Origin of the sequence: Neomegalonema perideroedes DSM 15528 (assembly GCF_000374145.1) — a bacterium.
GTDB classification, from domain to species: Bacteria; Pseudomonadota; Alphaproteobacteria; order Rhodobacterales; family Rhodobacteraceae; genus Neomegalonema; species Neomegalonema perideroedes.
In genome coordinates, this window is record NZ_KB893654.1 from 1,076,443 (window position 1) to 1,098,705 (window position 22,263).

Genomic DNA, 22,263 nt, shown 5'->3' on the forward strand with positions numbered 1-22,263 from the left:
GAAAAATCGCGTCATTTTTCGGATGCGCTCAAATGATTTAGCAACCATTGGGCGATTATAGCTCAACCTTGAGTGCGGTTTCTTAATGCTAACGACCATTTGTGGTTGCGATGTGCATTGAGGTGGGGCGGTGAAAACAATGTCGATGCAGAAATCAAGATTAGACGACACGTCTGGCTTCAAAGAATTTAAAGGCGGCTCAGGCGCTCAAAATCTTAAATTTGAGAAAAGCCGCGCAAAAGATGAAGCTCTCCATCATCTTGAGAGAGAATATCAGGAACTGAGGAATCTGCACGCTCTTGCTCATGACAAGCCGCGTGTCGTCGCTTGGGGGATCGTCAAGGCGGGGAAGAGCTCTCTGCTGAATATGCTGGCGGATTCCGTTCAGGAAGAGGTTTTCAGGACCGGCGTCACGCACACCACCACGGAAAATCTGGACATGGACGCCGGGTCTTACATCCTGATGGACACGCCTGGGCTGGATGTGGATCCGGAGGCGCAAGAGCGGTCGTTCAGAGGCATGAAACAAGCGGACATCATCCTCTTCGTGCACGCCCCTCCCGGCGAGCTGGATCAGGATGAAATGCGCTTTCTGAGCGGAATGAAGGATGTTTTGGGAGAGGATGCGTCTCAGCGGCTGGTTCTGGTTCTGACGCAGCTTGATAAGGATCAGAACGGAAGCGCGGAGGCCGTTCGGGAGAAGATCCTTTCGCAAGTGCGTGATCAGCTGGACTTGCATCCCCAATGTTTTCAGGTCTCGAACAGCCGCTATAAGAAGGGGTTTCTTGAGAATAAATCCGTTCTCGCGGAGAAAAGCGGCGTTCTTGAATTAAGAAATCACCTTAAAAACCTATCTCTGAAATTAGAATCTGAGATAAAGTCATTTAAATCAATTAAATTAAATAAAATGAAAATTGAGATAAGTGAAAAGATAATCAAAGAAATTAACGAGGATAGGAATGTTATAAACAATTCTATGATTATTTTTCATGATAAAATAACCCATTTATCAAATATTATTTCTGAATTTGAGTCTGAATATATGAGAAATAATTCCGATTTAATGAAAAAGGAATTTTCTGTATTTATGTAAGAATTTAATACTGAAGATTAGCTTCAATAAAATCCAATCTCATGGTGATGTGACATGCCTCTTCCTTGGTTGATCGGCGCGGCGGCGGTTGCGCTCGTGGCGGCCGTCGCGAGCTCCAGCGACGACAGCTCCTCAAATTCTCAGAGCGAAGCAGAAGCGCGCGCTGCGAAAGAGCGTGAGAGGCAACAGCAAGAGGCTGAACGCCAGCGCCAGATTCGTCGTCATCAGGAAAGCGTGGAGATGCTGAGGGGCGACATGGTGCGCGCCGCTCGCCAAAAATTGGAGAGCGCCGCCGACGTGATGGGTCTTTCGACGGCCGATCCGATGCGGGAGGTGACGGAGGAGACCTTGGCGGAGATATTTTCAGCCGAAACCTCCGCCTCGGATTACGCGATCCTCGCTCAAAAAATTCTGAAGGATTTTGAAGATTGTCTTGAAAACCAGGAATACGACGAAATTCCTGACCCTTTATTCGAGCAGGCTTGGGATTTTTACTTAAAATCCGGTGATTTTGAAAGAAAACTGGGAATCTTAGAAGAATTTTACGGCCCGGCGTCGCCCAGCGAGGCCGACAAGGAGCTGGCGGCTCGACTGGATCATGCGAACAAGAGGCTGAAGCGCCTGCAAGACCTGCAGGCGAGGGTCGAGGGTCTGGAGGGAATTCAATGAGCGCCGGGATCGCTTCGCGCGAGACGCTGATGGAGGCTTTGGCCCCCTTGCAGAGCGAGCTCCAGAAACGCAAGGACGACATCCGCGTCAAGGAAGGGGAGTTCGACCAGCTGCGCGCTGAGTTCGAGCGCCGCCTGCGCGAGCGCGGCGAGGCGCTGTTGCGCAACATCGACGCGCGCAATCCCCTGATCAAGGACGCCGAGAATCTCATGCGGGAGATTCAGGATAAATTCGAGGAATGGGAGCGTCAGACTCAGAGGCGCGCCGAGGGCGCCAGATTCCGCGAAGGCTTCAACGATTCCATGCTGGTCTTCGTCTTTGGGAAGGTGAAGTCCGGCAAGAGCTCTCTGGGCAATTACGTGGCCTGGGGACGCGTAGAGCCGACTGAGGCGCAAAAACGCGCGTCGAAGATCCAGCCGACCTATTTCACCGCCGCGCAAACGGACGTGGTCGGCGGAGACGCCGAAAAGGAGGCTGAAAAAAAACAAGCGTTCCGCGTCGGGGCTACGGAGGCGACGAGTTCGATTCAGGGCTTCAGGGTTCCGGGGCTGACCTGGGTGGATTCGCCGGGGCTTCATTCCGTCAACAGGAAGAACGGCGATCTGGCCAAATCCTACGTCGATCACGCCGATCTCATCGTCTATGCGATGAGTTCTCAGGCGCCCGGCCGCGCTTCGGACATGCAGGAGCTGGAGATTCTGCTCTCCGGGCGTAAAAAGGTGATGGTCCTGCTCACCGGCAGCGACGCCACCGAGGAAGATGAAGACGAGAACGGCGAATTGGTCGCCGCCATCGTCATGAAGCCCGCGGCGGACCGGAAACGACAGATCGAACATGTCTCCGCCGAGCTTTCGAAGCTTGGCCGTCAAGGCGACATCCTCGCCGAAGTGCTGCCGATCTCCGCGCGCTACGCTGACGCCCATCCGACGGCGCAAGGACTGGCCGAGAGCGGTTTGGCGCGCTTCTGCGAGGCGATGCAGTCGATTTGCGCCGGGGAGGGCGTGAGGCTCAAGCTGGACACGCCGATGAACAACCTGCGGGCCTCGATCGACAAGACGGCCGACGACGTCGAGGCGATCCGGGATTTCTCCCGAAAGCTGATGGACGGCATGCGGGCGCAAGACCTCAAGCTGCAGCAAGAGCTGGGCAGACTCGGCTTCGAAGGTCAGAACCGGATGCGCAAGCTGGTGCGGGCGCAGTTCGAGGGCGCCGCCAGAGGCGATCAGGAGGCGGCGCTTCGTCAGGCGATTCAGGAGCTGGCTCTGGAGATGAGCGGCGAAGCTTTCGAAGCGATCGGCGAAATGCAGAAAAAAAGCCTCGCCGCCGCATTCGACGGCAGCCGGCTGGCGCGCCTCCCGGAATATCGGGAGATCAGCGAGGACAGGGAATATTCCGTCATCAAGAGCGGCAATAAGAAAAAGACCGGCTTTTGGGGCGCCTTGGCGGGCGGAGCGCTCGGCTTCGTTCTGGGCGGGCCCGGGGGCGCGGCGCTCGGGGCCTCGCTTGGCGGCGGCGTCGGAGGGGCGGCGGGCGACAGCGCGCAAGAGGAGAGGCGCAAACATTCCGTCGTCGTCGGGGATAATCTGCACGAGCGGCAGCGCATGGCCATGGCGGAATATGCGGACGGCTTTCCCGAATTGCTCAAAGAGCACGTCAATCGCCTCTACGCCCAGATTCGGGAGGCGAATCAAAAATACATCTCCGGCCTTGATGAAGACGTCTCAGGGCTGAAAGCGAAACTCGCAGCGCTGACGAAGGTGACGCCATGAGCAATTCGGCGATTTTATCCGATATTTTCGACGCCTTCGACGAGATCGAGCCGATCGGCGGGAAATACGACCCCGAAGGTCTGGGGCGGATGCGCAGAGTCGTCGCCGAAAAGCGGAAGACTCCTTCCGCAAGCATTATGATCTATGGCGTCTACAACGCCGGGAAAAGCACGCTGATCAACGCGCTGCTGGGAGAGCAGGACAGGGCGAAGGTGGGAGACGCCCCCGAAACCGCGAAAGTGACGTCCTATCGCTGGCGCGAGTTCGAGATTCTGGACACCCCCGGAATCGACGCGCCGCATGAACATGAGCAGGTCACCCGCACGCAGCTCCATTCGGCGGACATCGTGATCTTCGTCCTGAATCCGCTGGGCGTCGCCGAAGAGGAGAAGACCTTAAGCGTTCTGACGGAGCTGCTTGAGCGGGGCAAGAAAGTCCTGATCGTCCTCAACTGCAAGAACAGGCTGGAGCCGGAGGACGCCTTTCGCCTCAAGGAGCAAATCCGCAAAAGCCTTCAGGATCTGGCGTCGCGGCGCGGCCTGCGCGGCGAGTTCCTCCAGAACATCCCCATTCTGGAGATCAACGCCAAATCGGCGCTCAAGGCCAAGGTCGAGAAAAAACAAGCGCTTCTGGCCAGCTCGGGCGTGGTGAGGCTGGAGGAGGAGCTTCATAAATTCCTCACTTCCCCGGAAAATCAGGAGGTCTGGCGCAGCCTCGCCCATGAACTGGAGCAATGGCTTGCGCATATGCTCGCCTCGCTCGATGCGGAAGGCCGCTCCGACGCCTTGCGGCGGATCGACGATTTCAGCGCCAAGATGGCGAACCGACAGGCGGAGCTGCGCGAAGGATTGAAGCTCAGCGTCGACGTCAAAGCGTCCTTCATCGAGAAGGGGGTTTTAAAGCTTCTGAACTCGGCTTCAGGCGACGTCGGGGCGGCGGCCAAAAGACTGGTGGACGCCTGCAGCGACGAGATCATCGCTCAATTCAACGACGAGTCGCGGCGTCTGCACGCCGACGCCACCTTTCTGATCGGCGAGATGATGAAGGAGAATGAGCGCGCCGCGCCGGATCTGAATGTCTCGCTGGCGCGGATCCCCGGCGGGGACGAAGCCGCGCATGGAGATTTTTCGGGCGGCGGGGGCGTCGATTATGGGGAGCTGTTAGAGAAGAGCGCCACGCAGCTCGCTCCTCTGGTGAACACGGGGAGCGTCGTATCGCTTCTCAAGCTCGGAAAACATTACGCGCCGACTCTCTTTAAGGGCATTGGCCCCGTCACCATGGGCAAGATCGGCGAGCAGGTCGTCGGGAAGTTCGTTCCCCTCATCGGAGCGGCGTATCAACTCTACTCCTCGCTCATGCGCGAGGATCCGGAGGAAAAGCTCTTGCGGGAGAAGATCCGTTTGCAGGAGCAGCAGGAGGAGCGTCGAAAGGCGGCGATTCAGGAGGCCGCCCAAAATGTGGCGTGGGATTTCAAAGCGGCGATCTTAAAGGCGACCGACGACGCCATAGATGAGGATTTCGGCGCGATCAGGGAGAAAATCCGGGAAATCCGCTCCGATCTATCGGGCCTTCAGAGAGAGCGCAGCGAAGATCGCATGCATCTGACGGAGAAACATATCTTCCTGAGGAACTTGCTGTGAGGAAGCCGTTCCCCTGCGATCAATGCGGAGAATGCTGCAAAAGAGCGGGTCTGATCGCGGAGACCAGATCTCTGGATCGGGGCGACGGAGTCTGTAGACATTTCGACGATCAGAGCCGCCAATGCATGATTTATCACGAGCGACCAGAAGTTTGCAGAGTTGATTTGCAATATATGCGGAAATATCGCGCGCTCATGAGCTGGGAGAGTTTCGTAGATCTGAATATGCAAGCTTGCGACGAACTCAAGCGTTCTTCTTCGTCGTCTGCAAATCCTGCTGGAGATTGACGTTCGTTGGAGGATCAGAGCTATGGCTCATGCATGTTTTTCGCATTGAAAGTAAGCTGCATCCATCTCCAGGCGGAATATTTCCGCAGCGGCGCAGGCAAGGGCTGGCAACGAACGTCCTGCAGCGCCTGACGTGCGGCCTCGACCGCATCCCGCGCTTCAGGCGGCGTCGGAACAGGAGCGATCACATGCAAAGAATCTTGATCCACATAGCCGTTCGGTCGCAGATTGAAAGCGATCGTCACGTTTGTCGAGCGATCCCCAAAGCTCGCCGGTTCTCCGGACCAGCACGCCCTGATCGCATTGAGCATCCTTGTTCTTTCTTCGGGCGTCAGATCCGAGTCGTCGCCGGGTCCGAGGCTCACGGCGCCTTCGCCTCTGGCCGCGGCGGCGTTCGCAGCGGCGAATAAGTCCGCGAGCGCATCCGAGGGATATTGCGCCCCGGAGGGGATGTCTGCTGGAGGCGGAGGAGCGCGCAGAGAAAGCTGCTCGCCCTCGCGGAAGCTGCTGTTGAGGACGACATAGGGGGTCTGCTCGGAGTCGCGCAAAGCCAGACTGCTCACGATCATCCGGACGTCGTCGTCGGGCCTGCGGCGCAGACGCTCCGTCAGGGCCTCGGTGAAGGGGCTCAAGGCGCGCCCTTCGCCGTCTTCGGCGATCACGCCGGGCTGGGTCGAGAATAAAACGATCTGGCGCGGCTGCTGAGCCACGCGCTCCATGCCGCGCGAACCGCGCCGCGACGCCGGAAAGCTGTTGGTGCGGCAGGCGTCCACGATCACCAGAGACAGCCGCCGCGCGCCGCCCGCCGCGTCTCGCAAAGCCTGCAAGGACACGGATTCCGCCCGCCCGCGCCGGTCGTCCGCAAGACGCGCGTCCACAGGGATCAGATAATTCCCGCCTGACCCCAGCTCCATGCCATGTCCGGCGTAGAAGGCCACCGCCACCTCGGCCCCAAAGGCGTCCTCGGCGAAATCCTTCACCGCTTCGGTCATCTGGCTCTGATTGGCGTCTAGGAGCAGAGTCACGCTGAAGCCGAGCGCCTTCAACACGCTCCGCATCGCTTCGGCGTCGGCGCCCGGATTCTTCAGGGCCGAGGTCGCCGTATAGGCGCTGTTGCCGATGACGAGGGCGACATGGGTCGCCGCTCCAGCCGGAGCGCCCCAGATGAGGCAGAGCCCCGTCAGCAATATCGCCCGGAACCTCGCTCCATTCGTCTTCGACGCCCGCCTCCGCATCTCTCGCTCCTTAAATTCCGCTCGCTCGGATTTCGGACCGCGCCCGCTCTCCGGAGCGCGCCTGTCGGGCTTCGCTCCAGATCGGGATCGCCGCGGACCACAGCGTCGACGTCCGATCTCTCGATCCTTTCTGTCGGTATGCTCCGCTCTCCCTTGGGCGTCGGACTTGAGGCGGATGGTCCGGGGCGAGGGCCTTCCGCGAATGCTCCGCAGGGGGATGATTTCTTCTCCGCCCAAGACGTTTTTATCCTTCCCTCTTCAGGTTGTTCCGTGCTTGATCTATAGCCGTTAAGGTTAGTCTGTGAGGGTCATGCGGAGCAGGGAGGGAGAAGCGGTCCGGACGCCGCCTCTTTCTCTCAGCGCGGATCAGGCGGCCGCCTCTGCGGCGGGACGCCCCGTTTTCCCATGCCCCGCCCATGAAGCTCAGGAGCGGGCGCTCATGCAAAATCGTCATCTGGTGGGGTTCAGCGCGCATGTCGCCAAGATCCTCAACACCCCGGGTCCGGACGGCTGGGTGCGGGTCCGACCCTTCGCGCTGTGGATGCGTCTCATGCGCACCCTCGCCCATGGCCGCGACGGCGAACATCGTCGGCGCATCCTCGGGGCGCACCTCATGGGGCTGGATTCCGAGGGCGAGGACGCCGAACAGGCGGCGGAGACCTGGATGCGGGAGGTGCTGCAAAGGCCGCTCAGGATCCGGGCCGGACGTCAGGCTCAGCAGGCGCATCTGCTGCTGGAGGCCCTGATCCGCCGGGCGCCGGGCATGGAGGGCGCCCGGCTCATGCGGGGCGGCGAGCCGCCGGACGGCGAACCTCCCGCCCTTCTCGCGGATTTGGCCGTGAGGCTCGGACGCCTCGCGGCGGCGCGCGAGATCAAAGGCGCGCCTCTCCGGCTGGAGGTCGAAGGCGCGGCCTTGCCGGTTCCTCCGGAGCTTTCGGTCTGGGAGGCTCTGGAGCATGCGCCGCCGCTCATGCGGGTTCTGGCCACGCCCGCCGAACAAGATCCCTTCTTCCACCTCATGATCCGCGCGATGGAGACGGCCAACGTGCTCTGGGGCCGTTCGGTGGCGCTCGGCCTCTCTCCCAAGGATCATGATCTGAGCGTCAATCAGATCAAAAGCCTGCAAGCCTTCGTCGCCGCCGCCGGCGGAAGGCGCGCGCGCCCCGAACGCGCGGCGCTGGAGGCGGCTTGGGCGAAGTCTCCCGTCACCAATTTCCGCAGCCTCGACGCTTTTCTGGCGGACCCGGTCGGGCGCGAGCTGTTCGCCGGCTTTTCTCAACCCAGCTTGACGCCCTTCGACGAGGCGCGCGATGCGGAGATCCCCGCGGAAGAGAGCCGGTTGACGCTCGACGATGAAACCCTCCGGCGCAATCTGAAGATCCTGCGCGCCCGCGCCGTGATCGACGATCTGGATCTGCAGATCTACGACGCTCTGCTCAAAGAGCGCGCTCTGAAGGATATCCACGGCCTGCCTTGGGCCCGCAAGGCCTTTCCGACCTTCGACAGCCTCATCGACCATACCGACATGCTGGTCAAGAAGATCGACCGGGAGATCGCCGCCTTCGACGAGGAGGGCCCGGAAGACCGATGAGATGAGAGGTGCGACGTGGCGCAAGGGAAGATGGACAGAAGGACGCTTGAAGAGATCCGGGATCGTTTGGTCGCGGCTCTGGCGCGCGCGCGCGCAGAGGACGAAGACGCGGCGGAGTCCTCTCTGGCGGAGCCGCGCCGTCTGAGATTCGGGATGCTGGCGGCTGCAAGCGGCGCTCGGCGTCTGCCTCCTCACGCTCTGCACGTCCGCGAGGGCTGGCGGCTGCAAGCGGAGTTCGGGCGCGCGACGGCGGCTCTTGCGGTGACGCTGGAGGCGCAGGGAGCGCCCTCCATTCGGCGTCTGCGCGAGCGTCGGGCGCATCTGAGCACGCCGGATGGACGGGTGGGCTATGATTTCCGGTTCGATCCCTATGGCCGCGCGCGGCTGAGTCTAAGCGCGGAATCGGAGATCGAATCCAGCTTGGCGCAGGGGTTCGACGTCGAGATCGACGAGGGATGATCTTCAGGCAGGGGCCTGCGCAGGCGGGCTTGCGCCGCCTCTCGCCCCCTTGAGACGCCGAAGAGCGAGGGCTAAGCGCGCTCATTTCCCGTCGAGGCGGTCGAGGGCGCATGGGTCCTGTTGCAGATCGCCAGAGTCACGCGCCCGGCGGCCCAGACGCCTGCGCTCCAGAGCGTCGGAGCCGCGAAGGCCAGAAGGCCAGCAGCCGATCTTCCCCAACGCCCTATCTCATGAGTTACTTTCCTCATGGCGTTTATTTCCCGTCAAGGCGTTTGATAGCTTCGCGCGCCCAGTGCCGTTCCATCAGATCCCCTTCATCCAACACCTGTTCATACCAGCGTCGGGCTTCCTCAAGATCACGCGGAATGCCAAAACCACTCTCATATATCGTACCAAGGCGAAGCATGGCGTAGACGTTTCCCAAATCCGCCGCCTGCTGATAAAATCGAACCGCCTCGACTTTATCCTGCGCCAAACCTTGGCGCCCGTGTTCGTATATTTCTCCAAGATAGTACATGGAGAAGACGTGCCCCCGATCCGCCGCCCGCCGATACCAACGCGCAGCTTCAACGTAGCTCTGCGGCGCGCCGTTGACTCCACTCACATAATCATTGCCAAGATTAAACATATCCGCCGCGCTTCCGGCCTGAGCGCGCCCCAGATATCCAGCTGCGACGCTGCCCGGCTCAGGCAGAAGATGGGCGGGCGTCTCCTCGGCGACAGGCGCGGGCTGCGGGGCCGCCGGGGCGACGCGAACCGGAGCCGCCGCAGGGGCGGGAGGCGGAGCGAACCGCTGCGCGGGCGCGGGTGCGGGAGGCGGCGCCGTCGCCAGAACCGCCCGCCCGGTGAGCGAGAGCTTTTCGCCCAAAGAAAAGCCCGTGCCGATCTCCACGCTCGGCTCCTGCCGCGCGCCCGCCAATTGGCCCACCCGCTCCTTCAGCGTCGTCAGAGCCAGCCGCAGATCCTCCTGAGGATCGCGCTCCAGAAGCTCCGCCAGAGCCTGCGTATAGGGGCTGAAATCCCCTGATCCGTCTTGCGCCGCCTGTCCCGCCAGAGCGGCGAAGGAGATCAGCAGGCGCCCGGAGGGAGAAGCCTCCCGCGCCATCCCCTTGGAGCCGCTCTTGACCGGCAGAAAGCCGTTGTTGCGGCAGGCGTCGATGAGCGCCAGCTGCAAGCGCGTCGCCCCCTGCATGGCGCCCAGAGCGTCGTGCAGACGCACCGCCTGAAAGGGCGCCATGGCCTCGCTCTGCAATTGCGCGCCGATCGGAATGAGGTAGTTCACGCCTCCGACCTCGATCCCATGGCCGGAGTAATAGAGAACCGCCGTATCGGCGTTCAGGCTCCGCAGGCCGAACCGCCCCAGAGCCGCCTCCAGCAGCGGTTTGTCCAGATCATATAAAACCTCCACGTCGAAGCCCTGACCGCTCAGCAGCGCCGCCATGCGCTGGGCGTCGCGGCGAGGGTTTTTCAGAGGCGTCGTCGCATAGGCGCCGTTGCCGATCACCAGAGCCACATGGCTCGCCGCCCAGACCGGAGCCCCCATCCCTGAGAAGCTCGTGACGATCACGGCCGCCAGACGCCAGAACCTCATCGCCTTCATCTCCTCGCTCGCCTCCCGACCGCGCCGCGCCCGCGCTCCGCCGGAGACGGAGCCGCGCTATCCTCCTTTGTCGGTATGCCGGAGGCGGACCATAGGACGAAGCCGAGGCGATCCGGCTCTATCGGCGGGCGGCGGATCTGGGGGGCGCCATGGGCGTGACGAATCTCGGCATGAGATATGCGCAGGGGCGCGGGATTCCGCGCGATCCGGGCGAAGCGCGGCGTCTGCTCACGCAGGCGGCGGCTTCAGGCGATCAGGTGGCGGCGCCCTTGGCTCGCGCGGCTCTGGCGGAGCTGGACGCCCAAGGCGCGCGTCGAGCGGATCTGCGCCCTCCTCATGAGACCGCGAGATCCAAGCTTCGCGCGGTCAGGGCGCGTCGCGCAGGGCCTCGACGAGATCCAGCGTCGCCTCCGCCGAGGGCGTGGGCGCCACCGCCGCGATGGTCTCCGGCAGGCGCGCGAGCCGCAAGGCCGCCGGATCGTTCGTCACGCCGATCAGACCTGTGCGGAAGCCGTGATCGGACCAGGCGACGTCCTGAACCTCTTTGCTCCGCAGGATCTCGATCAGCCTTTGACAGGCGGGCGTCATCGCGATCATCGGATGGGAGGCGTAGACCGTCGGCTCCGGGTAGATCACCCGGATCCGCGAACGGATCAGATCGGCGGCGGCGGCGTTCTGCGCCACGAACTCCACAAGCTGGTTCTCATAGCCCGAAATCAGAGGCCGCGCGCCCATGCCTTGCGTGAGGAAGCCCTCGAACATCGGGCCGGACGAGGTCTCCATATAGCCCATGGCGTCGAAATAGGTCTTGATGGCCGGAGTCAGCTCGCGCATGCGGGCGCGGTCGGGGGGCTCGCCGCCGTTCATGCCGATGGCCAGCAGCCCCGCCCAGAGATTCCCTGAATTCGAAATGGCCGGATCCGTCGAGAGCACCCGGAAAGGCCCGAAGATCGGGAGGCTGAAATCCTCGCGCCAGCGGGCGCCCTCCATGATCTTGCGGACGATGGCGACCGTATCGCCATAGAGGAAGCCCTCGCGTTCGCGGAGGAGCTGCGCGGCGGACATGGCTTCGGCCACCTCATCCCAGCCGAAGAGCACGATGGGCGAGGAGAAGATCGTCTCCACCGCCACGGGGCGCTTGCCGGAGAGGCGGGCCATATCCGCCGCCACCGCGCTCGAAGGCCAGATGCAGTCCTTGCCGGCCACGTCCAGCGTGGTCGCCATCTCAATGGAGCCCGCCCTTTGCAGCGCAAGCGTCACGCCTTCCCGCGCGAGGATCTCCTTCAGCCGGGGATTCTCCAGAAAGGCCGTCTTCTCGCCGCCGTAGACCATTGAGACCGCGAGAGGCTCCGGGCCGCGCCGCTGGGTCAGAAAGACCGTCGCCGCCGCCACGAGTCCGAGGATGAGAAGGCCGAGAAGGGTGCGTTTCATCAAAGAGCCTCCGCGCCGCGTCAGCGCCTGATCTGGAAGGACAAGGCCTCGACTTCGGCCTCAAGCAAGGCGAGATCCTTGCTCAGGGCCGCCCGGCCAAGGGAATCTACGGCGGCGGGATAGGCCGCGATCTGCTCGCGCAGAGCCGAGATGCGGCTTTCGAGCGCCGGATCTCCCGAGCGTCCGAGCCGCAGGAAGGATTCCATGCTCTCCACCATGCGGGGCAGGAAAACCGCGACGAAGCGGCGCAAGGCGCGCAGATCGGAGGGGTCTTCGCGCAAAATGCGCTCCAGCTCCTCCACTCTGCCCGCGAGGGATTCGGCGAGGCTCCGGTCTTCGGCGCGGGCGGCGCCCGAGGCGGCGGCGCGCAGACGCTCCGTCGCCTCGCTCAGTTTTCGCCGCGCCTCCAGAAGATCGGCCTCCGGATCGGCCGCGAGGATCTCCGCAGCCGTCTTGCGCGTCGGGATGAGCGCCAGAAATCCGGCGTAGAGCCCCGCCGCCAGAGCCAGAGCCGCCCATGGCGAAAGCTTCAGCCCCAGATAAAAACCGAGGAAGCCCGCCGCGGCCGCGGCCGTGGCCAGAACATGACGCGCCCCGTCTGAAAGACCCCGGTTCAATTATAGCCCTTCACGCTGCGCAAAGCCTCCGCAAGCCCTCGGTCGGCGCGAAAGACGCGGCCCACGGTCTTTTGAGCGAGTTCGTTCAGCTGCGCGAGATCGGCGCTCCCGAAGGCGATGGAATGGATCGGAGCCTTGGCCTCCGGCCCTCCGGAGGCCAGAAGGCGCATGAACTCCGGGGCGTTGGCGGGATCGGCGGCGCCGTCGGTCATGGCCACCACGGCGGGCAGATGAGTCTTCAGCAAGCCCTCTTTCTCCGCGGCGTCGAGGAGGCCCCAAGCCATGATCAGCGCCCCATAAAGATCCGTGCCGCCGCCCGCCTCGAAGGCCTCCACCTCGGCGAGCAGCGCCCCGAGAAGCTTGGGGTCGTCGCCTTCGGCCTCCAGAGGCGCGCCGGGGCCGCTGGCGAAGGGAATGACGATGGTCACGTCGCGCGCTGAGGGCTGAAGCAGCGATAAAGCCGCCTGCTCCGGATCGAGCGCCATGGTCATGGCCCGCTTCAGCTCCGCGAGGGGCGCGCCCTGCATCGAGCCGGAGACGTCCGCGAGCCAGATGGTCAGAGAGGGTTTGCGGAGTTCGCTTTGATAGAGCCGCAGGGCCTCGCCGACCACCTCGCCCCGGGGGAAGGGGATGGGCGAGAGCGCGCGGCCCGGATCGACGCCCCATTCCCGCCGCCAGATTCCGCCCTCCGGCGCCTGAACCCCGATCAGCCCCGCGCGCCATCCGGTTTCGACGATGCGCTTTTGCGCTTCCGGCGAGAGGAGGAATTCCTGAAGCGCGAGGAAATGCGCCTCTTGGGCGGCGTCGCCGCGATCCACATAAGCCAGAGTGCTGTCGGCGATGGCGAGGCCGTCCGAGGGATAGACGAGATGCAGCGGCTCGGCGCCGCGCGCGGTCAATTGACGATCCGCGTCGAGGATCAGCGCCTCGTAATTCACCATGGAATCGTAGGCGTCGTAGCTGGCGATCAGGCTGTCCTTCAGCCAATTCGAGGAGCCGGAGGAGCGATCCACCCCTGAAAGGAATTCGCGCGTCCGCTCCTGAACCTCGGGATCGCGCAGATGCTTCGTTTCAATGAGGTCCGGCCCGCCCGCGAAGGCGTGCAGGAAGCCGAAATAGGCCGAAGCGCCGGAATTGGACTGCGTCGCCGAAGTCATGGCCAGCCGCATCTCGCCGGAGGAGACGGCCGCGCCGATCTGCGCCACCGAGACCTCGCGGCCCCCGGTCCAGCCGAGCTTTTCGGCGATGGAGCGCCGCACGCCGAAGACCACCGGGCTGCGCGCAATGGATTTCGCATGGCGCGTGACGCGGGATTCGTCGCCGAAGGAGATCCAGAGCGAAGAGGCGGGCCAGACGGCGTCGAACTCCATGGCGCGTCCCGCCCCGAGCGCCTGAGCGATCTCCACCGAGCCGCGCGCGACCAGATCGACCCTCACGCCGCTTTGACGCGACCAGTCGTCGAGCAAGGGCTTGAAGCTCTCGGCCTCGGAGCCCGCGAGGATGCGCAAGGCGCCTTCCTGTTTCGGCTCGCGGCCGGAGAGGACGTAAAGCGCTCCGGCGACGGCCAGCAGGCCCAGAAGGAGGAGAAGCTTCTTCATGACGGATCTCCGGAGGACGCGGAAGGCTTCCGGCGGAGGCCCGCGCGATCGAAAGAGCGAACCCGAGCCCGGCGCGGATCGGCGCGGGAGATCGGGCGGGGTCCGGCCGTCCTCATGTTCTCAGACTTCATGGCGGGATCATGCGACAGGCCGGCGACGCTTTCGTGACAGGGGCGACATGAAGCCGCCCGCCTCCTTGCGGAGACGGGCGGCGCGTCATCGCGGAAGGCGGAGCTTCAGATCACTCGGCGGGGACGGCGCCGAAGCCGGGATCCTCGTCGCGGCGGGGCTCGCTTTGCGGCCGGGACTGCGCCCGCGTCAGGATCGCCTGACGATTCACCGAAGCGCGCTCGGCGGCGATGCGTTGAATCAGAAGCTCCGCGCGCTCCACCGAGCCCAGAAGCGCGAGGATGGTGCCGCGCTCTCCGGCGCCCGCGTCGGGGCCGAGGTTCAGGGTGCGGGCGCGCAGCTCCTCGATCTCCGGGAAGCTCCCGTGATGGCCCGGAGGCATCACCGGATCCGGCACGCCGTAGGTCGGCAGGATCGGGCGCAGCGCGGCGTCGAGACGATTCAGCGCGGCGTCCACGATCACCTGAGCATGAGAGCCGAATTTCTCGCGCTTCACGCGGCGGGCCACCTGATGCATCGACTCGGCGAGGGCGGCGGTGAAGTCGGCCTCCTCGATGAGGCTGGCGATCAGGTCGAGCTGCTCATAGGGCAGATCCTCTTTCATGAGGTTGGCCGTATAAGCGCGGATGTCGCGGCTGAGGATGTCGGTCGCGAGGTAATGTTCGCCGGGGTCGGCGGGGGCTTTTCGGTCGCCGCGGGCGATGTTCAGGAACATGGCGCCGGCCTGAAGATGACGCGCGGTCTCCTGCTGCACGGCGGGAACGGCCTTGGCGAAATCGTCGGCGACCTGACGGCTGAGGAATTTCGGAACCGAATAATCCTCGACGTCCTCCTCGTCGGTGCGCCCGACGTTGGAGAGCACCCGCTCGAAGACGCCCACGAAGGGGAAGAGCAGCAGGGTGTTGAAGATGTTGAAGACCGTCGAGTAAAGGCCCACCGCCACCGGCACCAGCGGGAAGGTCTCATGGCCATTGACCATCACCGCGACCGAAGGATCCCCCATCCCCAGCGCGCCCATGCCCCATTTCAGAATTCCGATGGAGACGAAGAACAAAGGCACCGTGATGCAGACGCCGATCAGATTGAAGGAGATATGCGCATAGGCCGCGCGCTTGGCGTTTTTGGAGAGGTTCAGCGAGGCCATCCAAGAGGTGATGGTCGTGCCGAGATCCGCGCCCAGCGAGAAGGCGACGGCGGTCTGCCAGTCCAGCACGCCCGCCGCGCCGAGGCCCATCACGATGCCGATGGTGGCCGAAGAGGAGTGGATCAGCGCGGTGATGCTGGCCGCGATCAGCACGCATTTGATCAGATTGAGATAGGAATCGGCATGGAGCGTCTGAAGCAGCTCCATGACTTCAGGCATGTTGCGCAGGGGGCGCAGACCGCCGGTCATGAGGTTCAGGCCGTAGAAGATCAGCGCGAAGCCCATGCAGGTCAGGGCGATGTTGCGGGTCTTCTCCTTCTTGCCGAAGCAATAGACCAGCGCGAAGATCCCCGCGAAGATCAGCCCCAAAGGCCCCAGCGGCAAGGCGATCAGGCCGTTGCCCAGCGTGGTGCCGATGTTCGCGCCCATGATGACGCTGATGGCGGGCCTCAGGGCGACCACGCCCGCGTTGACGAGGCCCACCACCATCACCGTCATGGCGGTGGAGGACTGGATGACGCCCGTGATCAGCGTTCCCGCCATCACGCCCTTGATCGGCGTGCCCGCCGCCTTGGCGAGGAAGGCGCGCATCCGGTTGACCGAAAGGGCCTGAATGCCGTTGGCCATGAACTCGAGGCCGAGCATGAAGAGCCCGAGCCCTCCGATGACCGGGACGAGGATGTCCTTGAAGATGTCGATTTCCATAAAGTCTCTCGCTGTTGAGAGCGGCCCGGAGAGGCCAAGAGGCAAAAGGCGGAAGAGAGGGGAGGTCAGCGGACCGCAGGAGGCGCGACGCTCGCCCAATAGGCTTCGATCCGCTCGGCGAGCCGCGGCGGAACCGGGATGAAGCCGAGGGCTTCGGCTTCGTCGGCGCCTTGGCTGAAGGCGATGTGGAAGACGTCGAAGACGCGGCGCAGACGATGGGCGCCCCGATCCTTCGGCAGAACGGCGTAGGTCGCCACGGCCACGGGATAGGCGCCCGCGCCCGCGAGATTGGTGGTGTCGGCGAGGAAGCCGCGCTCGGCGCTCCACTCCACGCCGTCGAGGCCGATGCGGAAGCTCTCAGGGCTCGGCGCGACGAATTCGCCCGCCTGATTCAAAAGCGCCGCCATGGGGAGCCCTTGGCGCAGGGCTTGGCCATACTCCACATAGGCGAGGCTGTTCGGCGTCGCGGCGGCCCGAGCCGCCAGACCGCCCGAGCCCTTTTCTCCGCGCCCGACCGGCCAGGCGATCAGCAGATCGGAGCCCGCCTTCCCGGCCCATTCCGGGCTCGTCTCGGAGAGGAAGCTCGTGAAGACCTGCGTCGAGCCCGAACCGTCGGCGCGGTGCAGAACCTCGATTTCGGCGTCCGGCAGGCTCAGGCCGGGGTTCATCCCCGCGAGGACCGGATCCGACCAGCGCGTGATCTCGCCCAGATAGATCCCGGCCAGAACCGGGCCGGACAGCCGCAGCTCGCCGGAGGGGACGCCCTCCAGATTGGCCGTCGCCACGACGCCGCCCATGAGGATGGGGAATTGAATCCAGCCGCGCGCCTCTAATTCTTCGGCGGTCAGCGGCGCCTCGGTGGCGGCGAAGTCCACCTCGGGCTGAGCAAGGCGCATCACCCCGGAGAGCGAGCCGACGGGCTCGTAATCCACGCGCCAGTCCGGCGAGACGAAATCTCCGCCGTCGGCGCGCAGAGCCTCGTAATCGCGCGACCAGCGCTGAATCGCGGGCGCCGCGAAAGTGGAGCCGGCGCCTTGAATCGGCGCGGCCTGAAGGCTCGTCGCCGCCAGAGCCGCGACGAGGCCCAAGGCCCCCGTCAGCATGATTCTCGCGCCTGATGTTCGGAGGCCGTGGGCTTCGGTCATGGCCGATCTCTCCTTGCGTCGCCGGGAAGGCCAAGGGCCTGCGGAGGACGAAATCTTTCCGGAGATCGAACGGGAGGAACTCGCCCCCAAGGAAGAGATCTTAAAAAAAGATTAATCCCGCTCCATCCGGCCTCTGGCTAGCACTGGCCCTTAAAGGATCCGCGACGGATCTCCGTCAAAACGACGACAGGCGGAGAAGATCGCGCCCGGAGCCGTTCCGCGCGCGGCTTAGGGGCGGATTCGGGGCGGCTTCAGGGGGGAGGCGCCCCCGCGCGGATGCTCTCGCTTCGCCCGCCGGTCTTGAGCCCGCCGGTCTTGAGGATGTGATTGAAAATCCTCTATCCATGGCTGCGCTCCCCGCCGCGCCGCTCCCCGTCGCGGCTTTGAACGAGGTCTGATCCTGATGCGTCTTGTGAACCGCACCTATGACGAGATGAAGCCCGGCGATTCCGCCGAGTTGCGGCGGCTGCTGACGCCCGACGATCTTTACGTCTTCGCGGCCAGCTCGGGGAACTTCAACCCGATGCATCTGCCCAACGCCGACACGGACGGCGACGGACATCCCGAGCAGATCGCGCCGGGCATGTTCGTGGCCTCGCTGATCTCGGCGGTTTTGGGAAGCCAGCTGCCCGGCCCCGGCACGCTCTACCGCCGCCAGAGCCTCGAATTCCTCGGCTCCGCCCATCCCGGCGACGAATTGCTCTGTCGGGTCGAGGTGCTGGAGAAGCTGCCGGAGGGTCTGGCGCGTCTGGCGGTCTCGGCCACGCGGCTCTCCGACGGCGCGCCGATTCTGAAGGGCGTGGCGGAGGTGCGGGCGCCGCGCTTTAAATTCGACCGCGACGACGTGGAGGTGCCGGGGCTGATCGTGCAGCGCCACCGCCATTTCGAGGCTCTGGTGGAGCGCGCCCGCGCTTTGCCGACGGCGCCGGTGGCGGTGGTCTGCCCGGACGACGCCAATTCGCTCGGCGGGGCTTTGCTCGCGGCGAAAGAGGGGATCATCCGTCCGATCCTCGTCGGCGAGGCTTCGGCGATCCGCGCGGCGGGCGAGGCTCTGGGCGCGGATCTCTCGGGCTTCGAGATCCTCGACGTCCGGGGCGACGCCGAAGCCGCGACGGCGGCTTGCGGCCTCGTGCATGAGGGCCGGGCGGCGGCGGTGATGAAGGGCCACCTCCACACCGACGACCTGTTGCGGGCGCTGCTCGACAAGACGACCGGCCTGCGCGCCGGACGCCGCTTCACCCATGTCTTCGTCATGGACGTTCCGGGGCGTCCCGAGCCGGTGATGGTCACCGACGCCGCGATCAACATCGCGCCGGATCTCGCGGCCAAGGTGGACATCTGCCAGAACGCCATAGATCTCGCCCTCTCGCTCGGCATGGAGCCGCGCGTGGGCGTGCTTTCGGCGGTGGAGACGGTGAATCCGGCGATTCAATCCTCGCTGGACGCGGCTTTGCTCTCGAAGATGGCGGATCGCGGCCAGATCAAAGGCGGGCTGGTCGAAGGCCCCCTCGCCATGGACAACGCCGTCGACATGGGCGCCGCCCGCACCAAGGGCCTCAAAGGCGGCGTGGCGGGTCGGGCCAACATCCTCGTGGCGCCCGACATCGACGCGGGCAACATGCTGGCGAAGCAGCTCTCCTTCATCAGCCACGCCGAGGGCGCGGGTCTGGTCTTGGGCGCGCGCGCGCCGGTGATCCTCAATTCGCGCTCGGACAGCCCTATGGCGCGTCTGGCCTCCTGCGCGGTGGCCGCGCTGCATCACGCGCGTTCGGGAGAAGCGAAATGACGCGGGATCCGGCGCATCAAGCCTTTCTGGTGCTCAATGCGGGCTCCTCTTCTCTGAAGGCGGCGCTTTACGGCGCCTCCGGCGAGGATCCCCTCGTCTCGGGTCAGGCCGAGCGCATCGGCCCGGAGGGCGCCTTGAAGCTCAAGACGGCGGCGGGCGAGATCCTGCCGCTCCCCGAGGGCGCGGATCTGAGCAGCCATGCGGGAGCCTTCGCGGCGGTCATCGCGAGTCTGCGGGCGGCTTACCCGGATCTGCGTCTGGCGGCGATCGGGCATCGCGTGGTGCATGGCGGCGCGGACTACACCGCCCCGGTCCGGCTCGACGCGCAGGTGATGGCGGATCTGGAGAAGCTTTCGCCTTTCGCGCCTCTGCATCAGCCGCATAATCTGGCGGGGGTGCGTCTGGCGATGGAGGCTTTCCCCGAGGCTCCGCAAGTCGCCTGTTTCGACACGGCCTTTCATCGCGGCCAGCCCTTCGTGAACGACACCTTCGCCATTCCGCACCGCTATTACGAGAAGGGCGTGCGCCGCTACGGCTTCCACGGCCTGAGCTATGAATATGTGACCGGCGAGCTCGCGCGCCTCGCGCCGCATCTCATGGCGGGACGGGTGGTGGTGGCGCATTTAGGCAACGGCGCCTCGATGTGCGCGATTTATCGCGGACGCTCGGTGGCCTCCTCCATGGGCTTTTCGGCTCTGGACGGCCTGCCTATGGGCACGCGCTGCGGTCAGGTGGATCCGGGGGTTCTGCTCTATATGCTGGATCAGGAGAAGCTCGACACCGCGCAGATCCGCCAGATCCTGTATAACGAATCCGGGCTTCTGGGCCTTTCGGGCGGGCTCTCCAACGACATGCGCACGCTGGAGGCCGCCGATAACGAGCAGGCTCATCGCGCCATAGATTACTTCGTCTTCCGGACTCAGCGCGAGCTGGGCGCCATGGCGGCGGTGATGGGCGGCATAGACGCTTTGGTCTTCTGCGGCGGCATCGGCGAGAATTCGCGGATGATCCGGCGGCGGATCTGCGAAAGGCTCGGCTGGATGGGCGTTGAGATCGACCATGGGCTCAACGCCAAAAACGCCACCGTCATCTCCTCGGAATTCGCCCGCACCACGGCGATGATCGTGCCCACGAAGGAGGAATTGGTGATCGCCCGGGCCGCCCGCGCCGTCGCGGGAGTCTCCGAAGGCTGAGGCTTCAGACTGAGAGCGGCGCCCGCCCTTCGGCGGGCGCTTCTCCCGAAGCGGTCAGGTCCGAGGCCCGAAGAACCGCATGGGCAGATCCTCAGGCGGGGGAACCCACATGGCCTTGCCTCTGATCCGGCCCTGAACGAAGGCGACCAGCCATTGCGTGAGGGACATGTCGTAGACGTCGGCCTCGCCTTCCTCGTCTCCCAGCCAGGCGGCCCGCCAGGTTTCGGGCGCGCCCGCGCCGACGATCCAGCCGAAATAATCGCCGTTGCCTGAGACGCCTATGGCGAAGAAGCCGCCCGGAGCCGGGAAAAGAGGCATCGGGAAACGACGCGGAGAGCTGCTTTGCATCTCGCTATAGGCCCAAGCCTGACCTTCGGTCGCCCGGGGCAAAGACAGGGCCTGATACGCCGAAACCGGCGAATAGCAGGAAAACTCCTCGGCGAAGGCGCCGTCGGAGCCGTAGCGCGCGACGAATGCCTTGTAGTCGCCGGGGATCCGCAGACCCAGAGCCTGCTCGGCGGCGGCCCAGTCCTCCGGCGAGGGGACCGGGCCTCGCCGCTCCGCCGCAGGCGGCGGCGCGATCTTTTCAAGTTCGTCCAGCCAGTTCATCGCCGTTCTCCCTCGCTGCTCCGTCATGAGGGGGAAGCCTTCGCCCTCTCAGCCCTGATTAAGCGTTCCTCCGGGTCGTTTTGATGAATAAGGCCGCTCCGCGCCGTCGTCGCGACGGGGGGCGGGCGCTCTTTAGCCTCCGCGCGATTGGAAAATTCTCGGATCCGACCGGCGATCAGGTTATGATCCTGCAGGCGTGTGCTGCGTGCGCCGAGGATTCCCCCTCAATACGGAGAACCAGATGCAACCTGTTTCGAGGTTCACGGACTCATGTCTTCACATCATTCTGCGCCGTCCGCTCAGGACCGCTCCCTGCTGCGGCGTTTTCTGAACAGCGAGGCTTCCGGCGGGCTTCTGTTGATGTTCGTCGCCTTGCTGGCGATCCTCATCGCCAATTCGCCTTTAGCCGAAACCTATTTCTCCGCCGTGCACGCCTATCTCGGCCCTTTGAGCGTTCAGCATTGGATCAACGACGCCTTGATGGCCGTCTTCTTCCTGCTCGTCGGGCTTGAGATCAAACGCGAGATGACCGAGGGCGAGCTCTCCAGCTGGGCGCGGAGGCTTTTGCCGGGCGTCGCGGCGGCGGGCGGCATGGCCGCGCCCGCGCTGATCTACCTCGCCTTCAACGGTTCGGATCCGGCGACCGCCCGAGGATGGGCGATCCCCGCCGCGACCGACATCGCTTTCGCTCTCGGCGTGCTGTCTCTGCTGGGGCCGCGCGTCCCGCCTTCGCTGAAGGTGTTTCTGGCGGCGCTGGCGATCATCGACGATCTCGGCGCGGTCGTGATCATCGCGTTGTTCTACACCAGCTCTTTGTCGCTCTGGGATCTGGCGGGCGCGGCGGCGGTTCTGGGCGTTCTGGTCGCTCTGAATTTGCGGGGCGTCGCTTCTCTGCCGCTTTATCTGCTGCTGGGCCTCGCGCTTTGGGTCTTCGTGCTGCGCTCGGGCGTCCATGCGACGGTCGCGGGGGTGCTGCTGGCGCTGACCGTCCCGCTGAAGGCGCTCTCCGGCGCCGGGGAGGTTTCTCCTTTGCGCAAGCTGGAGCACGCCCTGCATCTGCCGGTGGCCTTCCTGATCGTGCCGATCTTCGGCTTCGCCAACGCCGGAGTCTCCTTCGCGGGGGTCTCGCCCTCGGTGCTGACGGAGCCCTTGTCTCTGGGCGTGGCGGGCGGCCTTGTGCTCGGCAAGCTGATCGGCGTCTTCGGCGCGGTCGTCCTGATGGTCCGCAGCGGAGCCGCGGAGCTTCCGGCGGGCGCGAACTGGACGCAGATGTTCGGCCTGTCGCTGCTCTGCGGCATCGGCTTCACCATGAGCCTCTTCATCGGGCTTCTGGCCTTCGACGATCCTCTGCTTCAGGACCGGGTGAAGTTCGGCATCCTCGCCGGATCGCTCGTCGCGGGCCTCGGCGGCTATCTCGTGCTGCGCTTCGCAGGCCGAAGCCGCGAGGCTTGAGACCTCCCGCAGGCGCTCCTCTTCGAGCAGGAGCGTCTGCGCGGAGCCTAAAATCCTTGCCCGACGTGGGGCGAGGTGGCAAGAGAGGGGCGTGGTTGCGGCTGCGGAGGG

18 protein-coding genes and 1 pseudogene are annotated in these 22,263 nt (G+C 64.4%); 11 read left to right on the forward strand and 8 right to left on the reverse strand.

The annotated features are described in order from the left end of the window. Positions 1–139: 139 nt before the first annotated feature. The 5 genes from B161_RS19260 to B161_RS20295 are packed head-to-tail and all read left to right on the forward strand — an operon-like array spanning position 140 to position 5,458. Positions 140–1,093, forward strand: coding sequence for a GTPase (locus B161_RS19260; protein WP_083922960.1), 954 nt, complete (start codon positions 140–142; stop codon positions 1,091–1,093). A 54-nt stretch (positions 1,094–1,147) separates the two neighbouring features. Next, positions 1,148–1,762 carry a hypothetical protein gene (locus B161_RS0112195; RefSeq protein WP_018633696.1) on the forward strand — a complete coding sequence of 205 codons (615 nt, stop codon included), beginning with the start codon at positions 1,148–1,150 and terminating at the stop codon, positions 1,760–1,762. Further along, positions 1,759–3,531, forward strand: coding sequence for a dynamin family protein (locus B161_RS0112200; RefSeq protein WP_018633697.1), 1,773 nt, complete (start codon positions 1,759–1,761; stop codon positions 3,529–3,531). The genes B161_RS0112195 and B161_RS0112200 overlap by 4 nt, the downstream gene beginning before the upstream one ends. Further along, positions 3,528–5,171 carry a GTPase gene (locus B161_RS0112205; protein WP_018633698.1) on the forward strand — a complete coding sequence of 548 codons (1,644 nt, stop codon included), beginning with the start codon at positions 3,528–3,530 and terminating at the stop codon, positions 5,169–5,171. The genes B161_RS0112200 and B161_RS0112205 overlap by 4 nt, the downstream gene beginning before the upstream one ends. Continuing rightward, on the forward strand, positions 5,168–5,458 hold the full coding sequence (locus B161_RS20295; protein WP_083922961.1) for a YkgJ family cysteine cluster protein: 291 nt from the start codon (positions 5,168–5,170) through the stop codon (positions 5,456–5,458). The genes B161_RS0112205 and B161_RS20295 overlap by 4 nt, the downstream gene beginning before the upstream one ends. A gap of 20 nt (positions 5,459–5,478) precedes the next feature. Here the strand turns inward: B161_RS20295 and B161_RS18960 are convergent, their stop codons facing one another. Continuing rightward, on the reverse strand, positions 5,479–6,693 hold the full coding sequence (locus tag B161_RS18960; protein WP_083922962.1) for a caspase family protein: 1,215 nt from the start codon (positions 6,691–6,693) through the stop codon (positions 5,479–5,481). Between the two features lie 439 nt (positions 6,694–7,132). Between B161_RS18960 and B161_RS0112215 the strand changes: the two genes are divergently transcribed. Beyond that, on the forward strand, positions 7,133–8,284 hold the full coding sequence (locus B161_RS0112215; RefSeq protein WP_018633700.1) for a hypothetical protein: 1,152 nt from the start codon (positions 7,133–7,135) through the stop codon (positions 8,282–8,284). A gap of 30 nt (positions 8,285–8,314) precedes the next feature. Further along, positions 8,315–8,743, forward strand: coding sequence for a hypothetical protein (locus B161_RS0112220; RefSeq protein ID WP_157755619.1), 429 nt, complete (start codon positions 8,315–8,317; stop codon positions 8,741–8,743). A gap of 253 nt (positions 8,744–8,996) precedes the next feature. Here B161_RS0112220 and B161_RS18965 read toward each other — a convergent pair whose 3' ends face one another. Next, positions 8,997–10,334 carry a caspase family protein gene (locus tag B161_RS18965; RefSeq protein WP_169338278.1) on the reverse strand — a complete coding sequence of 446 codons (1,338 nt, stop codon included), beginning with the start codon at positions 10,332–10,334 and terminating at the stop codon, positions 8,997–8,999. Between the two features lie 179 nt (positions 10,335–10,513). On the opposite strand from B161_RS18965, the pseudogene B161_RS20300 reads away from it, so the two are divergent. Continuing rightward, positions 10,514–10,585, forward strand: a pseudogene (locus tag B161_RS20300) (hypothetical protein); the annotation flags it as partial. A gap of 124 nt (positions 10,586–10,709) precedes the next feature. On the opposite strand, the gene B161_RS0112230 reads toward B161_RS20300, so the two are convergent. From B161_RS0112230 to pstS, 5 genes are all read right to left on the reverse strand, one after another. Then, a complete protein-coding gene (locus B161_RS0112230; protein WP_018633703.1) occupies positions 10,710–11,774 on the reverse strand; it encodes a substrate-binding domain-containing protein in 1,065 nt (354 codons plus the stop codon). Between the two features lie 20 nt (positions 11,775–11,794). Then, positions 11,795–12,391, reverse strand: coding sequence for a 5-bromo-4-chloroindolyl phosphate hydrolysis family protein (locus tag B161_RS0112235; protein WP_018633704.1), 597 nt, complete (start codon positions 12,389–12,391; stop codon positions 11,795–11,797). Next, positions 12,388–13,989, reverse strand: a complete 1,602-nt coding sequence (locus tag B161_RS0112240; protein WP_018633705.1) for a vWA domain-containing protein — start codon at positions 13,987–13,989, stop codon at positions 12,388–12,390. Before B161_RS0112240 ends, B161_RS0112235 begins: the two co-directional genes overlap by 4 nt. A gap of 241 nt (positions 13,990–14,230) precedes the next feature. Further along, the gene (locus tag B161_RS0112245) at positions 14,231–15,967 is read right to left on the reverse strand and encodes a Na/Pi cotransporter family protein (RefSeq protein ID WP_018633706.1); all 1,737 of its coding nucleotides are present in this window, start codon (positions 15,965–15,967) and stop codon (positions 14,231–14,233) included. A 65-nt stretch (positions 15,968–16,032) separates the two neighbouring features. After that, positions 16,033–17,112, reverse strand: coding sequence for a phosphate ABC transporter substrate-binding protein PstS (gene pstS, locus B161_RS0112250; protein ID WP_205619242.1), 1,080 nt, complete (start codon positions 17,110–17,112; stop codon positions 16,033–16,035). Between the two features lie 403 nt (positions 17,113–17,515). Here pstS and B161_RS0112260 point away from each other — a divergent pair, with 403 nt between their 5' ends. Both B161_RS0112260 and B161_RS0112265 read left to right on the forward strand, forming a co-directional pair. After that, positions 17,516–18,898, forward strand: coding sequence for a bifunctional enoyl-CoA hydratase/phosphate acetyltransferase (locus B161_RS0112260; RefSeq protein ID WP_018633709.1), 1,383 nt, complete (start codon positions 17,516–17,518; stop codon positions 18,896–18,898). Next, positions 18,895–20,091: an acetate/propionate family kinase gene (locus B161_RS0112265; protein ID WP_018633710.1), complete on the forward strand. Its 1,197-nt coding sequence runs from the start codon at positions 18,895–18,897 to the stop codon at positions 20,089–20,091. The genes B161_RS0112260 and B161_RS0112265 overlap by 4 nt, the downstream gene beginning before the upstream one ends. A 54-nt stretch (positions 20,092–20,145) precedes the next feature. On the opposite strand, the gene B161_RS0112270 is transcribed toward B161_RS0112265, so the two are convergent. Further along, positions 20,146–20,700, reverse strand: a complete 555-nt coding sequence (locus tag B161_RS0112270; RefSeq protein ID WP_018633711.1) for an SMI1/KNR4 family protein — start codon at positions 20,698–20,700, stop codon at positions 20,146–20,148. A 270-nt stretch (positions 20,701–20,970) separates the two neighbouring features. Between B161_RS0112270 and nhaA the strand changes: the two genes are divergently transcribed. Next, positions 20,971–22,152: a Na+/H+ antiporter NhaA gene (gene nhaA, locus B161_RS0112275; protein WP_018633712.1), complete on the forward strand. Its 1,182-nt coding sequence runs from the start codon at positions 20,971–20,973 to the stop codon at positions 22,150–22,152. The last annotated feature ends 111 nt before the right edge of the window (positions 22,153–22,263 follow it).